Consider the following 14,902-nt stretch of genomic DNA (forward strand, 5'->3'; position numbering starts at 1 on the left):
TGAGGTGTGTTAAGCCCCTCATCAGATCAGACATCGCCCCAAAAGTTGACGCGGATAGTCTTGCCATGTACGCAATGCGCATGACTAAACGAAGCAATCAAAACGTCGCTTGGTGGCACATCCGATAATCGGGTGGCCTAACTTTTTGATTTCAAATTGGGTCGCCGCATGGGCGGCCTTTTTTGTTTCCTCTCCTGCGGTGTTCCCAAAACCCCAGGAGAACACAATGTCAAAACCAGTCATTCTAACGGGCGATCGCACAACCGGCCCGCTTCATTTAGGCCATTATGCTGGCTCTCTCAAAAATCGTTTGAGATACCAAGAGACGCACGAGCAATTTATTTTGCTCGCGGATTCGCAAGCTCTAACCGACAATATTGGTCAGATCGGCAAAGTGAAGGACAGCGTTTTAGAAGTGGCGATGGATTATCTCGCGGTCGGCATTGACCCGCAGAAAACGACGATTTGCCTTCAGTCTCATTTGCCTGCACTTGCAGAACTTTCAATGCTATATCTCAACTTCGTCTCGGTGGGGCGACTGCAACGCAATCCCACAGTGAAAGAAGAAATACGCGCTCGTGGCTTTGATAAGAGTATTCCGGCAGGGTTCCTTTGCTACCCGGCAGCTCAAGCGGCCGACATAACGGGATTCAAAGCCACAGTGGTGCCAGTCGGTGAAGACCAGGTCCCTATGATTGAGCAAACGAACGAAATCATTCGTAAGGTCAACTCGATTGCGGATCGAGACCTACTCAAAGAAGTCGAAGCAATCGTGCCCAAGGCAGGACGTTTACCTGGCGTTGATGGCGTATCGAAAATGAGTAAGTCCGCAGGAAATTCTGTAAACTTATCCGCGAACCCCGCCGAAATATCATCCGCCGTAAAGGCGATGTATACAGATCCAAATCACCTCAGGGTCGATGATCCCGGGCAGGTCGAGGGAAATGTGGTGTTCACGTATCTTGATGCCTTTCACGATGACGTCGAGGAGGTCGAAGATCTAAAATGTCAGTATCGTCGAGGTGGTCTCGGAGATGTGAAATTAAAAAGTCTTCTTGATCTAACTCTGCAGAACCTTCTGGAGCCTATTCGCGAGCGTCGATCAGAATTTGAACAAAGGCCCGACGATGTTCGCGATATGGTACGAGAGGGCACTAGAAAAGCTCTAAATCGAACAGAGCAAACAAAGTCAGAGTTGTTTGAAGGGCTCGGATTTTTCAGATTGTGAGAATCCAAGCAAGATAAACGCATTAGTGTACCATCGAAAAACTGGGGATGAGAAGCGTCCATTTTATGGGGTGATTTAAGCCATTTAGCATTGTCTTGGCAAACGGCAACAAAGGGCCGAGAATTGCCTCTGTCGGGAAAATTTCTTTCGACTGCTTTTGCGCCCCAAGGCGCCGTAAGACTCGTCACACGGTTTCTGTTTCTTTCGGTGCCGAGATGCGACGCGTCGTGGTCTTCGCCTTTGGCTTGGGTAGGATCCGGAAGCGAGACTGGCACCAAGCAAAGTCAATGCCGACGTCTAGTAAAGCGTCGGACCGTCCGCATGGGCAGGCAAACTCCATGACCGTCCATACCCGATATGTCTCTCCCGCGACGAGAGGCACGGGTTGGCCGGTCACGTGGTTCGGCGCCGCATTCACGCAGAGCACAAGATCACCAGAACCAACATCGTAACTCATTAGTTCACTTTATCATAAAGACCGCGGTTGGCCTATGAATAGGACCGTGCAGGTTTCAAGATCGATTTTGCCCAGCATCCGGATTAGTGAATGTCCGGTTCTGCGCCCATTGCTGCTGATCGATGAGCTTCCATCGACAGGCAGAAAATCGCCATGAGTGGACGTTCGCGGGCACGATGAAGCAGGTCTGGGATATTGCGAAGCGACAGAGGAAATCGGATGCACAACAACACGCCAAGCTGGATGATGTCGGGCGAGGTATTGAAATAGCGAAACGTATTCTGGGCCATTTGCAGAGGCTGCGTCGCTGGATCGACCTTCTCAAGCCCGGTTCCGCCGACACTGCCCCCCCGCCATGCTCCATCACCATCCGAATGGCTCGCTCACGCACCTCTGGCCAGTCAGGAGGTCTCTGCTTCTTTTCTGTCATGGGTCCACGCTCTCAAAGAAAATGGCCGCCGACAAACCCGGCGCTGTTCAATTCTCTCTCTTCGCGACCTTCAAAGCGCCTCCAGGGCGACGGCTATGCCCTGACCACCGCCAATGCAGAGCGTGATCATGCCCCTTTTGAGGCCGTCACGCTTCATGCTGTACAGCAGGCGGGTCGTCAGGATCGCGCCTGTCGCGCCAATTGGATGTCCATGCGCGATTGCGCCACCTTCTACATTGATGATGTCGAGTGGCAGCCCAAGCTCTTTGGCGACGGCGAGCGGAACGGCCGCGAACGCTTCATTGATCTCAATCCGATCGATGTCCCCTTGCTGCCAGCCAGCCCGCTCGATAGCCAGGCGGACGGCGGGCACGGGGCCCATTCCGAACATGCCTGGTTCCACACCGGCAATGCCATATCCAGCCAGCCGCGCCATTGGTTCGATACCTCTCGCATCTGCAAAGCTGCGCTCCGCAACAATCATGGCCGCCGCTGCGCCGTTGAGTCCCGGCGCGTTGCCGGCCGTGATCGTGCCTTCAGGCCGGAAGGCCGGCCTCAACCTGGCAAGCGTATTGACTGTCGTGTCCGGGCGCGGCGCTTCATCCGTGTCGAAGGCTACCGTGCCTTTCTTGCCCTTGATCTCAACGGTCACGATTTCATCGGCAAAATGGCCCTCGGCCTGTGCACTTGCGAAACGCTGCTGCGAGCGCGCAGCGAATGCGTCCTGCTCGTCCCGCGTGATCTGCATGCTGGCGACAAGGTCTTCTGTATGCCAGCCGGAATGCTTGCCGGAAAAGGCGTCATTGAGACCGTCGGTGAGCATGCTGTCCATGATTTCAGCCGGACCCATGCGGTAACCCCAACGCCCGCCGTCGAGCAGATAGGGGGCACGATCCATGTTCTCCATGCCGCCGGCGATCGCGACCTTTACGCTTCCACTGGAAATTTCCTGCGCGGCCGTGAGGATTGCCTGGGCTCCGGACCCGCAGACACGGTTAACCGTCATGGCGGGTACAGAAACCGGCAAGCCACCGCCGATTGAGGCCTGGCGGGCAGGATTCATCCGATTGCCAGCCTGGACGACATTACCCATGACGACCGTACCGATGTCCTCACCGTCCAGTCCGGATCGCCGGAGAGTTTCGCCTATAACGGCCGCACCGAGCGCCGTTGCCGGGACCGTTTTAAGGGACCCCCCATAAGTTCCGATCGCCGTCCGGACGGGGTGAGCGAGAATGATGTCACGAGTTGTCATGTCGAGGTCCTATGGAGGCGCGGGGAAAGCAAAGCTGTGAAGGTTCGGATCGCGGATGGGTCATGCCCGGAACGCCTTCGGGCTGTCCGGGGCGACATCGAAAAGCAGGACGGTCGATGTGGCGGTTGCGCAAATGCGACCCTGCGCATCTTCAAGGGACGCCTCACTGAAGGCGACGCGGCGGCCAGCTGATATGACCTTTCCGGTGGCGCGCACCGGACCACTTTCAACGGTCAGCCCGCGCAGATATGAAGTCTTGAGCTCGAGTGTCGTGTGTGCACGACCCGCTGGCAGGGTCGTATGTACACAGAGGGCGCAGGCGGTGTCGAGAAGTGTCGCCGCATATCCGCCATGCACGCTGCCCATGGGATTGTATACGCGGTGGTCAGGGTGCCCTTCGACGATCACCTTGCCATCTTCGGCATGGATGATCGAGAAGCCGAGTGTTTCGCCGATCGGCGCCCCGGCATCGCGTGCAATCATTGCCAGCACCTGGTCCAGTCCGGTTTGAGGAATGTCGGATTTATCTGTCATCGGATCACCATAGCTCATGAAAGGGGCGAACTTCAGCCAGGAAGGACCAGGCATCTTTCGGCTGATGCGCAAGATGATAGACTTCCGCTGCGATCGAGGTGGGCGAAATGAAGAAGTCATCAGCTTTCTCCGCATAGCGCGCGCGCGCCCAGGGAACGTCGATAACGGCATCAATGATCAGGTAAGCGACATGTACGCCCCTGGGTCCAAGATCGCGGGCCAGCGACTCGGCGAGAATACGCTGGGCCGCCTTGCTGGGGGCAAAACCGGCGAACATCGCGCTGCCGCGAAGAGCTGAAGTGTTTCCAGTTACTACGATAGCGCCTTCACCTTCTTCGATCATCGCCGGAGCCGTTAACTTGGCGAGATGGAGAAGTGAAAGCGTATTAATCTCCATATTCTGGCGCAGCGTTTCGGTCTCAATCTGGTCCCAGGTTCCGAATGCGCCGCCAACGGCATTGTGAACGACGATCTTAGGAGCGCCTACATCTGCAATCACCTGCGCCAACGCAGCTTCGTCGGTTACATCGCATGGCACAGCGATCGTCCCTTCGATTTCATCGGCTAACTGCGACAGTCGGTCGGCATCGCGTGCGAGCATGGCGACGCGGTAGCCTCCTTCGGCGAAGCGCTTTACCAGCGCGGAACCGGTGCCCGGGCCCACCCCGGTTATCAACGCTAGCGGTCGCTTGTCCCTCATGCTGCCTGATCCTGCCGCGCGAGTTCCTGCGCGACAAAGTCAAGCCGATCGTTGCCGAAGAACATGGCATCGCCGACGAACATGGTGGGCGAACCGAACACGCCGCGCTGCGCCGCTTCCTCGGTGTTGGTTGCGAGTTTATCCACGATTTCAGCACCATCAATGCGCGTGGCAATCGTCGCCGTGTCGACCCCAGCATCTTTTAGCGTCTTAACCACGGCAGCCGAATCGCCCAGAGTGACGGCCTTACTCCACAATGCTCGGTAGAGCGCCAGGGTCACAGCAATCGCTTCATCGGTCGATGCGGCACCAAGAACAGCGCGCGAACAGGCATCGCCATCATTTGCACGCATATCCGAAGGGTTAAGTGCCACCCCGTAACGATGAGCCCACCGACCCAGATCGACCCGCGCATAGTCTCCCTTGGCCTTGCAGGTGAGAGTGGTCGGCACGTTGCCAACCTTTTCCATCACCGACAGTAGCGACATTGGCCGCAGGATCAGTTCTGCATCTATCCTAACTAGCTGAGTAAATGCGAGATAGCTGTAGGGGCTGCGGAAATCATAGAATAATTCAATGGTAGCAGGCATGTATGACACTCCAGAGGTGGTTTGGGCTGACGGCGCGAGCAGGCTCAATCGTTCAGGAATTGCAGTGCGTCTTCAGCGAAGCGCTCGGCATATTGGAAATGGAAGCCGTGACCTGCATCGGGATAGATCACGAGTTGAGCGCCGGGAATTTCGCGAGCGAGGATTACCGAATTAATCACCGGAAACGACGCGTCGCGGTCCCCGTTTGCGACCAGAACTGCTGTGTTGATCTCAGGCAAACGCTCGTACCAGCCGCCTTCGTTTCTCAGGAAAGATGTAGTTGCAGCGACTTGTGCAGCCATCACCGCGGGCGTTGTTTTCATTTCCTGAGCCGGGCGTCGGGCCGAGATACGCTCTGCCGAAGCTGCTCCAGCGGCCTGGCCAGCCGGTGTATCGGTGAAGAACAGAAACGTCAGATCATCGACTGTGTATTGCGGCTGGCCGGCAACAGCGAACCAATCCTGTGAAGGGGGTGTGAATTCCGGAGTTCCACCTGCAGGAGTGGTGCCCGCAAGAATGACTTTTCCAATCGCATCGGGATATCTCAAGGCCAGTATCTGTGCTGTCATACCGCCCATCGACCAGCCGATTATGTCCGGCTTATCCAACCCCAACGCCGCGATAAGGTGCGCGGCGATATCTGCGGCTCCTTCGAGTGTGGAGGGCGTTTCGCCGGTGCTTTCTGATACGCCGAGACTATCGAACAGGATAACTTCACGACCATGCGCCAAAGCATCAAGCAGCGCCGGATCCCAATCGTCCATGCCGCCGCGGAAGCGCTGAATGAACAGCAAAGGCCGCCCTTGGCCAAACCGGCGATAGGCGATTGTGCCACCTTCAATCTCAACGGTTCGACTCTGCGCGGTCAGGGCCTGACTCGCATGGTTCTCCGCCGACGCTGTTGACGCCGGCATGGCGGCGAGGGCTGCCGCGGCAAGTGCGCCCGTAGCCATCAAAGTGCGCCTGTTAATCATGTCTTTCTCCATCGCTTGAGGACTAATCGGCCGACAATCACCATTTTGATGATATTTATCATTAATAGTTTTAATGACAGCTATCATTTTTGTGGTCAACGGAAAATTGAGTGGTCCTTTTCCAGCCGTTCCGCCCGCGCAGGGCCATCCAATCAAGTTGCGCCACCAAGCCGGCTAACTTATGATGACGTTGATCAGCAATATGCTCAGACTTTGATGTGCCGAGTAATTCAGTTTTTGGAGTTGAGAATGAAGGTTTCAGCAGAGCAGAAGGCAAAGAACCGCGAGGCTATTCTCAACGCCGCAGCTCGCCTGATCCGCGAAAAGGGCCCATCAGGTATTGGCGTGGCAGAAGTAATGGCGGGCGCGGGTCTGACGCATGGCGGCTTCTACAACCATTTCACATCGCGCGAAGACCTGGCCGCGCAAGCTTTGGATCAAGCGATCAAACAGACTAACGATTTATTCGCCAGGACTGTCGAAGCGAAGGGGATCGACGTATTTCTCAAAGCCTATCTGAGCGAGGCGCATCTCGATAATATCGCTAAGGGTTGCCCGTTCGCCGCGACCGCAACCGAAATGACGCGCCAGCCTGAGTCTGTGCGCAAGGCCTTTGCATCAGGGCTGCGCGAATATATTGCGTGTGGCAGTGCTGCGAAGAACCGCGCAGAGGTAATTTCCCGCTTGTCTGCCGCCATTGGTGCGCTTGCTCTCGCACGTGCTGTGGTTGATGAAGACCGCCAGTTAGCCTTGGAGCTTCTGTCGGCGGCAACACAGAAAGTAAGTTGAAGTCCAACCCCTAGTTTGGTCCGCAACTGTGAAGTGCTTGGCTCTGGTGGTCCGACCTTGGCGTTCAAATCCAGCAGCGATTTTGACCTTGCCACCATGGCATAGGCCGACGTTGCGGGCAAACTCAGATGGAGATTGCCCATTGTGAGCCATGTGAGGCCGGCTCTCATTGTAGTCGCGCCTCCACGCCTCGATCAGCCGCTTTGCCTCGGCCAGGGAAGCAAACCAGTTGATGTTCAGGCACTCGTCCCGGAGCGATCCGTTGAAGGACTCGATGTGCGCATTGTCCGTCGGGGTGCCGGGGCGCGAAATGCCGGTGGCTGTCAGGATGGTCTGACGCCGTGGATATTGTATCTGCCGGATTGTGGGCGTGTCCCACATCAGCAGCGGCAATCGGATCGCCGGAAAAAAGGGCAGGGCAAGCGAAGACGGAAATGGTGGACAGTCGTCGCATCGGAAATCTCCTCAGTGGAATCGATGTCCGAGGCCGCCAGGGTTCTGATCTATGGTATCAGATGCTGGCACATGTCGGGAACGGGGTTCAGGCGCGAGCCTCGCTCCTGAACGCGCCAGGCGTCTTGCCGACCCAGCGCTTGAAAGCACGGGTAAAGGCGCTCTGTTCCGAAAATCCTGTCAGGAAGGCAATCTCTGCCAGGGAGTATCTGGTTCCACCCATGAGCGACTGGGCCAGTTCCAGCCGGGCCTGGTTGACGAGGTGCTGGTAGGTCACACCTGCATCGGCGAGACGCCGTTGCAAAGTGCGGACGCTCATGCCGAGACTGGCCGCGACAGACGTGACCGGTGGGACGCCATCGCTCAGCATGTCGGCAATCTGCAACACGATCTGGCGTTCGAAGGACACCTTGTCATCGGCCAGCGTCTCTTCAATGTGCTCGGAGAAGAACTTCCAGATACTCTGGTCACCGACGAGGTTGGGCATGTCCAGCCGCTCGGCCGGCAGGACGATGGCATCGATATCCGCGCCGAAGACCACCGGGCACCGGAAATACGTTTCAAGGGCTTTCTGGCTGCCAAAAGGCCGGTGGCGGAACTGTACTGACTGGGGACGATTGTGGGCTCCGGTCGCTTCACGGCAGATGCTGACATATGTGGCCAGGGCCCCCTCATTCGAAAGGTACATTCCCAGGCGGTCCGGCGTGGTCCGCTTGTGCGTCCAGAGGTAGGTGTCGCCATTGTCGACGAGCTTGAACGTCGATGCCGTATTATAAAGTCTGGCATACCGGTCCATCCGCTGGAACGAGCGGCGAAGGTCCGGCGCTGACTTCCAGGCCAGTCCGACTGCGCCAAGATCCGCGCAGGTTATCGATTGCGAGACGCGAATGTGGAAACCGATATCGGGCTGTTCTCTTTCGGCGATCGTTTCAAGCAGGGAGTAATAGTCTGTATCGGAGACCATGACGGTTGGGTCGGGCGGGGAGGACATGTCGAGGCCGCAGGATCTGAAAAGGGCAGCCCGGTCGAGGTCCGGCCCGGCCTGATCAATCATCCTGACCGCAAACAGTGCGGATATCTGCGCCATATCTGTCCGCGGCCAAAGCAACCGCGCCCCATCCCCACGCCTCAGTGCGCTCACTTTAGGGGCTTTTCCCGAAGGTTCAAATGGTTCGGGGCGGGAGGTTGACGCGAGCGGTCAAAAACCTGTCGCGCGCCGTCAATACCGGCAGGCCTGTCCGCCGATAGCTTTACCACACCTTGAACCAGATTGCGGACAGGCGGCCACATAGCCTCACTCCGGACCGGTTCGGGGTCTGTGATAACCGATCTGGAGACCTGCTGCCATGTACGACCGAAAAGATAAACCCGACCCGATCATGACAATCGTCATATCCGCAACGATTGCGATTTCCGTCTTTGCCGGGGCCGCGTCTGCCCAGGATGGCAAGGGCCGGCCTGCAACCGCCTCGCTGCCGCCTGTCAATGACGGACTGCCCATGCCAGGCTTTGACATCGTCGCCGGTGAGACCGCCATTGTGGTGACCGACCCTCAGAATGACTTCCTCTCTCCCGAGGGCGTCACCTGGGGTGTCGTTGGCCAGAGCATTACCGAGAACGGAACGGTGCAGAACATCGACGCTCTGTTCAGGGCTTCCGAGGAAACCGGCATGCCGCTCTTCATTTCGCCGCACTATTACTATGAACACGACCATCGCTGGAAATTCGAAGGTGCACTGGAAACGCTGATGCACTCGATCGGCATGTTCGACCGGCCAGGCGCGCTCGACCTGAAAGGGTTTGAAGGCTCTGGCGCCGACTGGCTCGAGCAGTACAAACCATATATCGAAAACGGCAATACGGTCGTGACCAGTCCCCACAAGGTCTATGGGCCCGACAGCAATGACCTCGCGCTTCAGCTGCGAAAGGCCGGAATTTCGAAAGTCATCCTGGCGGGCATGTCGTCGAACCTTTGCACCGAGTCGCACATGCGCAGCCTGATCGAACAAGGCTTCGAAGTCATGGTGGTCACCGACGCGACCGCCGGGGCGATCACCGAGCACTACAATGGCTACGACGCCTCACTCACAAATTTCCGGATGATCGCAAGCAAGGTCGACAACACCGCCAATACGGTGAAGGCGATCAAGGCGGCGTATCGCCACTGACCAGCCTCCTCAGATCATTCCGGCGTTCCCCCTGTGCCGGGATGACCTGACAGCGCCCGGCTGGCGCACGTCACATCTCTCCTGCCAGCCGGGCGCCTTCACCCCATTCGCCAGCGACAGGCTTTGCATGTCGCTGACCGATGCCCCGCCGTGTTGGCTGCTCCTGCGACCGTCATGGCTTCAACCCATCGCTGCACCTGCAGCGCTCTCAAACGAGGAACTGAAAAATGACCAACAGACTTCTTCTTGCCGGCACCATGCTTGCCCTTGCTTTCATCCCGGCTTTGCCAGGCCTCGCCGAGGACGAACACAACGTCTCGACGGGAATCACCGCTGCCGGCGTTCCGCTCGGCGTACATGGTGTGGACACGGTTGCCCTTTCGACACTGAACGCGGTTGCCGAAGGCGATGCCGCCCACACTGTCGTCAACGATGGCGTCGCCTATTACTTCGCCTCCGAGGACACGGCCCGCCGTTTCAAGGCGGACCCTTCCAAATACAAGCCGCAATATGGCGGCTTCTGCGCCTACGCGGTCGCGGTCGGCAAGAAGTTCGATGGCGACCCGCACTATGCCGATATCGTTGACGGCAAGCTCTATCTCTTCGTCAACGCTGCGATCTTCGAGAAGTACAAGAAGGACCGCAAGGGCACGATCGCCAGGGCCGAGAAAACCTGGCCGAGCATCAATCACAAAGCGGTTGGTGACCTGTAGCGACCACGCGGCGGCCTGGCTCGGCCAGGCCGCCATCCCGCCCTGATTTCCGGAGAAGACCAATGCGCAAGCCCGTCCCACCTTTCAACCTCGAAACGGCCATCGAAAAGGTTCGCCTTGCCGAAGACGGCTGGAACAGCCGCGATCCGGAGAAGGTGTCGATGGCCTACTCAATTGACAGTCTCTGGCGCAATCGCCGGATGTTCATCTCTGGACGCAGCGAGATCGTGCGCTTTCTCGAATCGAAATGGCGTCAGGAACACGAGTACCGTCTCGTGAAGGAATTGTTCGCTTTCCGGGACAACCGGATCGCTGTCCGCTACGCTTATGAATACCACAATGATGAGGGCAACTGGTTCCGCGCGTATGGAAATGAAAACTGGGAGTTCGACGAGGATGGCCTGATGAAGCGCCGCTACGCCAGCATCAATGACCTGCCAATCCGGGAAGTGGAGAGGTTGCTATACTGGCCGCTTGGCCGGCGGCCAGATACCTACCCCGGATTGACCACGTTGGATCTCTAGCGATTGCAGGCAGCTCCATCGCATTGAAGGTTTCGCTGTACGCGTTGGCGCAGCAAACAGCGTGACCCTGCGTTTGCGTCCGGCAGGGGAAATGGCTGCGGGTTGACACCAGAACTGTGGAGAACGGAGTTTACAGTTCGATACGTTCTGCCAGCGTGAAGCGCATCTTCGACCTCAACACCGAGATATCGATCCGTGCTGTCGATTTTTGTGTGACCGGGCAGCAGCTGGACAGCGCGCAGGTTGCCAGTCCTTCTGCAGATCACAGTTGCTTTGGTTCGGCGCATGGAATGTGTCGCGCAGGAGGATCTCGGTAGACCTGTCGAGAAAATCCAGGCTTCAACGGGACGGGCATACTGTCTCGTCAGGATATGCCGGCTTGTGTTCCTTTACTTCTCACCATGTTGAAATCGACCCGCGGGTCTGCCTGGTGATCTCGAACGGGACGGTATTGCCTGTTTTACGCCGATGGAGAACTGCCAGTGGGCGCGCGAACGTCCGACAGCCTGTGCCACTCGGGAGAATCCAGGGCCATGACGGCACCTGGCCCTGTTTTGCCGGTCCCGGGTTTTGTCGCGAAAGTCTGTTCCACGTTGGCACCTGGTCTCTCACTGTCGTTTTCTGAACCAGTTTCAAATGTCCGTTTTATCTGGTCAGCCCCCGTCGGGGTGGTCCATGGATTGAATGATCATCGCATTGACCCGAGGTCGAGCATCCAGGGCTCACTTGCGCCATCCATGCTGGAAGTCAGAGGAAGCAGTATATGAGGTTACTTCTGGAATGTCGTGCAGGCCAGCCATTTGCTGACTGATCTGGTCAGCGAGGTATCGCCGATTATTGCCAACTCATCCGTTTGGAGAGCGTCTTTATATGTTCTGTGTCCAAGCCAGACATCGGTCATCACCCGTACGGTCGAATTGAAATAGACATCAACGTCATATCCCGGGTTTTTTTCGCAAACCTCAACATTGTGTTCGTTGACGACAAGCCACCACTGCTGCATTTTTTTCAGGTCGCTGAAGTCAAATTGCAGGATGGTTTGCGGTCCCGGCAACATTTCGCGCACAATGCTTCGTTCCAGATAGAGCATCAAAAGCTCAACATCATAGTCTTCATCCACCAGATTGTCTTTTGCCCAGCGCATGCCCCAACCTCCCAGGTCAACGATGATTGGCAGAAGCTCTTTGCAGGCTGGCGTCGGAAAGTACTCGTAGCCACGTTTCCCGGTGATCTTGCGCCGTATGATCAGACCGTCGCGAGCCATGGATTTCAGCCGCTCGGTCAGGACCGCAGTGGATATGGATCCCAGCCCGCGCTGCAACTCACCAAACCGGCTGGCGCCCATCAGGAGTTCGCGCGCAATCAGGAACGTCCACCGATCTCCCAAAATCTCTGTCGCTTTAGCAATCGGGCAAAACTGGCTGTATTTCATAAGCTCTCTCCATCTGACCTCATTGTAACTTCGCTTAGCGAAGTTGGATACTTCGGATTCCGAAGTGAGATACTCTGAAACGCAAAGTATCGGATCCATCGAGCGGCCCATAATCTCGTTCCATCACCTGGATCGAAATGAGATGAGCAAAATGACCGAATCTGTAACCACAACGAAAATGACGACCGCGGAGGATTCTGAAAGCACTTTAAATGCGATCAGAGCAGAAGTGGGATTCATCCCAAACGTTTATGGCGTGTTTGCGCGTGTCCCCAGCGCATTCAAAGGGTTGATGTCGTTGAATGCTGCATTTGAAGAGACATCGTTCTCGGCGGCAGAACGCGAGATTGTTGCTCTCACGACCAGCGTTTACAATCGATGCCCATATTGCGTTGCTGGACACTCAACCTTTGCTTTACAGCAGGGCGTCGACGCTGAGACTGTCGATGCTGTCAGGAGCGGTGGTTTCAGCCTTGATCCGCGCGAACAGGCCCTTGGTCGCACAACGTTGGCGATGTTGCAACGCAAGGGTCAATTGAGCACAGCCGACACGATCACCTTCCTGAACGCCGGATATTCCTGCTCGCAACTTCTCGAATTGCTCCTCGGCATCGCTGCCAAGACGATGACGAACTTCGCCAGCAAAATCGCGAAAATTCCGTTGGATGAAGCCTTTCTCGATCAGGCTTGGACGCCTCTCGGCGAAAAGGCTGACTCCAATTGAATACGGCCAAACGGCCACTCAACAACGAACCACTGAAACCCACAAAACGGAGAAAACAGATGACACATACTGAAACGAAACCAGCGCTTATCAATGGCGTCAATGTCGAGGCTCTTCTTGGCGCTCGCGAGGCGTTTGAAGCTGCGCCAAAAGCAGCTGAATTCACCTGGAAAGCGACCAGTGAATGGAAAGGCGGCGTGCACACGCGCACTGAAATGAATAAATTCTCTGGCCTCGGTGAAGAACAGAGCCGCAGCAAGACATTCACCATTGATACTGATCACCCCGAAATCTTCGCCGCACCGGATGCAGCTCCGACGCCCACCGAGATCGTACTCGCGGGTCTGGCTGGTTGTTTGACAGCGGGCATTGCCTCGGTTGCTGAAAATCGCGGCATCAGGCTCAGATCTGTCAGGGCGACGCTCGAAGGCGATATGCATCTGTACGGCATTCTTGGTGTCGACCCGTCGACCCGCAACGGCTTCAGCGCTGTCCGCGTGAATTATGATATCGATGCGGATGCGAGCCACGAAGAGATCGAGGCCCTGGTGGCTCAGTCACAGAAGCGATCAGCCGTTTTCGACATCTTCACAAACCCGACGAACGTGTTCGTCACGGTTACCTGAACCCCGCCATTATCAACACCTACCCTGGAGCGAGTCTCATGCAACGTATTACCGCACTCATCATTGGCGCAGGTCAGGCCGGGCTCGCGATGAGCTACTGTCTGTCCCGGAAGAACATTGACCATATCGTTCTGGAACGCGGTCATGTAGCCAATGCCTGGCGAACCGAACGCTGGGACTCGCTCCGCCTGCTAACACCAAACTGGCAAAGCCGGCTTCCCGGCTTTGACGACGAGGAGAGCAACCCCGATGAATTCAAGACACTGAGTCAAACCGTCAGGTACTTTGATGCCTATGCCCGTAAAATTGACGCACCTGTGAAGACCGGAACAAAAGTGCTGAATGTTAGCCGCATCGATAACGGCTACTGCGTCAAGACTGATCAGGGAGACTGGCTTTGCCGGACGCTGGTTCTGGCCTCAGGGACAATGAATACGCCGAGCATCCCGGCTTTTGGGAAACAGTTACCTTCCGGAACCCGATCCTTGTCATCCAGGGAATATCGTAATCCAGGCGAGATCGAAGATGGCGGCGTGCTCGTCGTCGGGCCATCTGCCAGTGGTGTCCAGATCGCTCAGGAGCTTCAGCTTGCAGGTCGTGATGTAACCCTTTCGGTTGGCGAACACGTCCGCATGCCGCGCACCTATCGCGGCCGCGACATCATGTGGTTGATGGATCAAGCAGGCATCTTTGATACAACCATTCATGAGGTTGACGATCTGGCCCGAGTGCGCCGTCTGCCGTCAATGCAATTGATTGGAGGGCCATCTCGCTCAACGATTGGCTTGAATAGCCTTCAATCTATCGGCGTCGATATTGTTGGCCGAACAATGGCAATGCAAGACAACCGTGTCCAGTTCTCAGGCTCACTCTCGAATGTTTGCCATCTCGCGGATCTGAAGATGAACCGTTTGCTTCGCGTGTTGGATGACTGGGCTGAATTCACAGGATTGTCGGCTGACCTGGATCCCCGATATGATTTGCGCCCGACATGCGTTCCTGACGCGCCAGACCTGTCGATGGACCTGCAGGATCGCGGAATCAAGACTGTGATATGGGCCTCTGGGTTCCGACCGGACTATTCATGGCTGGATCTGCCCGTTCTCGATCGGCACGGACATTTGCGCCATGATGGCGGGGTGCTCGAGTTGCCCGGTCTCTATGCGTTGGGCCTGGCGTTCATGCGTAAGCGCAAGTCAGGTTTTATCGACGGTGTTGGCGACGACGCGCATGCGCTTTCCACTCATCTTGCCACCTTTCTCGCCGGTGGTGTCGCCCGCGCGGCATAATCTCAAGGGCAGGAGT

The 14,902-nt window shown here is 56.7% G+C and carries 15 protein-coding genes and 2 pseudogenes; 8 read left to right on the plus strand and 9 right to left on the minus strand.

All coding sequences use genetic code 11. From position 1 onward, the window contains the following. Positions 1-226 precede the first annotated feature (226 nt). Positions 227-1,228 (plus strand): tryptophan--tRNA ligase, encoded by a 1,002-nt coding sequence (gene trpS / locus ACQ66M_RS12175; protein WP_430404056.1) that lies wholly within the window; start codon positions 227-229, stop codon positions 1,226-1,228. A 633-nt stretch (positions 1,229-1,861) separates the two neighbouring features. On the opposite strand, the pseudogene ACQ66M_RS12180 reads toward trpS, so the two are convergent. From ACQ66M_RS12180 to ACQ66M_RS12205, 6 genes and pseudogenes are all read right to left on the minus strand, one after another. Further along, a pseudogene (locus tag ACQ66M_RS12180) lies at positions 1,862-1,975 on the minus strand (IS6 family transposase); the annotation flags it as partial. 210 nt (positions 1,976-2,185) lie between these two features. Next, positions 2,186-3,370, minus strand: coding sequence for a thiolase family protein (locus tag ACQ66M_RS12185; RefSeq protein ID WP_430404058.1), 1,185 nt, complete (start codon positions 3,368-3,370; stop codon positions 2,186-2,188). 60 nt (positions 3,371-3,430) lie between these two features. Next, positions 3,431-3,922 carry a PaaI family thioesterase gene (locus ACQ66M_RS12190; RefSeq protein WP_430404060.1) on the minus strand — a complete coding sequence of 164 codons (492 nt, stop codon included), beginning with the start codon at positions 3,920-3,922 and terminating at the stop codon, positions 3,431-3,433. Continuing rightward, on the minus strand, positions 3,909-4,604 hold the full coding sequence (locus ACQ66M_RS12195; RefSeq protein ID WP_430404062.1) for an SDR family NAD(P)-dependent oxidoreductase: 696 nt from the start codon (positions 4,602-4,604) through the stop codon (positions 3,909-3,911). The genes ACQ66M_RS12190 and ACQ66M_RS12195 overlap by 14 nt, the downstream gene beginning before the upstream one ends. Beyond that, positions 4,601-5,194 (minus strand): 2-hydroxychromene-2-carboxylate isomerase, encoded by a 594-nt coding sequence (locus ACQ66M_RS12200; protein ID WP_430404064.1) that lies wholly within the window; start codon positions 5,192-5,194, stop codon positions 4,601-4,603. The genes ACQ66M_RS12195 and ACQ66M_RS12200 overlap by 4 nt, the downstream gene beginning before the upstream one ends. A gap of 44 nt (positions 5,195-5,238) precedes the next feature. Further along, positions 5,239-6,255, minus strand: coding sequence for an alpha/beta fold hydrolase (locus tag ACQ66M_RS12205; RefSeq protein ID WP_430404066.1), 1,017 nt, complete (start codon positions 6,253-6,255; stop codon positions 5,239-5,241). A gap of 162 nt (positions 6,256-6,417) precedes the next feature. Between ACQ66M_RS12205 and ACQ66M_RS12210 the strand changes: the two genes are divergently transcribed. Continuing rightward, positions 6,418-6,957 carry a TetR/AcrR family transcriptional regulator gene (locus ACQ66M_RS12210; RefSeq protein ID WP_430404068.1) on the plus strand — a complete coding sequence of 180 codons (540 nt, stop codon included), beginning with the start codon at positions 6,418-6,420 and terminating at the stop codon, positions 6,955-6,957. Positions 6,958-7,068: 111 nt separating this feature from the next. Here ACQ66M_RS12210 and ACQ66M_RS12215 read toward each other — a convergent pair. Both ACQ66M_RS12215 and ACQ66M_RS12220 read right to left on the minus strand, forming a co-directional pair. Next, positions 7,069-7,266, minus strand: a pseudogene (locus ACQ66M_RS12215) (integrase core domain-containing protein); the annotation flags it as partial. 232 nt (positions 7,267-7,498) lie between these two features. Next, positions 7,499-8,497 (minus strand): AraC family transcriptional regulator, encoded by a 999-nt coding sequence (locus ACQ66M_RS12220; protein WP_430404070.1) that lies wholly within the window; start codon positions 8,495-8,497, stop codon positions 7,499-7,501. A 259-nt stretch (positions 8,498-8,756) separates the two neighbouring features. Between ACQ66M_RS12220 and ACQ66M_RS12225 the strand changes: the two genes are divergently transcribed. From ACQ66M_RS12225 to ACQ66M_RS12235, 3 genes are all read left to right on the plus strand, one after another. Continuing rightward, positions 8,757-9,578: an isochorismatase family protein gene (locus ACQ66M_RS12225; protein WP_430404072.1), complete on the plus strand. Its 822-nt coding sequence runs from the start codon at positions 8,757-8,759 to the stop codon at positions 9,576-9,578. A 227-nt stretch (positions 9,579-9,805) separates the two neighbouring features. Next, positions 9,806-10,291: a YHS domain-containing (seleno)protein gene (locus ACQ66M_RS12230; protein WP_430404074.1), complete on the plus strand. Its 486-nt coding sequence runs from the start codon at positions 9,806-9,808 to the stop codon at positions 10,289-10,291. A 62-nt stretch (positions 10,292-10,353) separates the two neighbouring features. Then, entirely contained in the window at positions 10,354-10,815 is a 462-nt protein-coding gene (locus tag ACQ66M_RS12235) for a DUF1348 family protein (RefSeq protein WP_430404076.1), read from the plus strand. Between the two features lie 769 nt (positions 10,816-11,584). Here the strand turns inward: ACQ66M_RS12235 and ACQ66M_RS12240 are convergent. Continuing rightward, the gene (locus ACQ66M_RS12240) at positions 11,585-12,247 is read right to left on the minus strand and encodes a winged helix-turn-helix transcriptional regulator (RefSeq protein ID WP_430404078.1); all 663 of its coding nucleotides are present in this window, start codon (positions 12,245-12,247) and stop codon (positions 11,585-11,587) included. Positions 12,248-12,398: 151 nt separating this feature from the next. On the opposite strand from ACQ66M_RS12240, the gene ACQ66M_RS12245 reads away from it, so the two are divergent. From ACQ66M_RS12245 to ACQ66M_RS12255, 3 genes are read left to right on the plus strand one after another with little or no spacing between them, the layout of a single operon-like run. Then, positions 12,399-12,971, plus strand: a complete 573-nt coding sequence (locus ACQ66M_RS12245; RefSeq protein WP_430404080.1) for a carboxymuconolactone decarboxylase family protein — start codon at positions 12,399-12,401, stop codon at positions 12,969-12,971. A 59-nt stretch (positions 12,972-13,030) separates the two neighbouring features. After that, a complete protein-coding gene (locus ACQ66M_RS12250; protein ID WP_430404082.1) occupies positions 13,031-13,597 on the plus strand; it encodes an OsmC family protein in 567 nt (188 codons plus the stop codon). A 38-nt stretch (positions 13,598-13,635) separates the two neighbouring features. Beyond that, positions 13,636-14,886 (plus strand): NAD(P)-binding domain-containing protein, encoded by a 1,251-nt coding sequence (locus tag ACQ66M_RS12255; RefSeq protein WP_430404084.1) that lies wholly within the window; start codon positions 13,636-13,638, stop codon positions 14,884-14,886. Positions 14,887-14,902 lie beyond the last annotated feature (16 nt).

It is taken from the genome of Hyphomonas sp. (genome assembly GCF_965284475.1).
Taxonomy (GTDB): domain Bacteria; phylum Pseudomonadota; class Alphaproteobacteria; order Caulobacterales; family Hyphomonadaceae; genus Hyphomonas.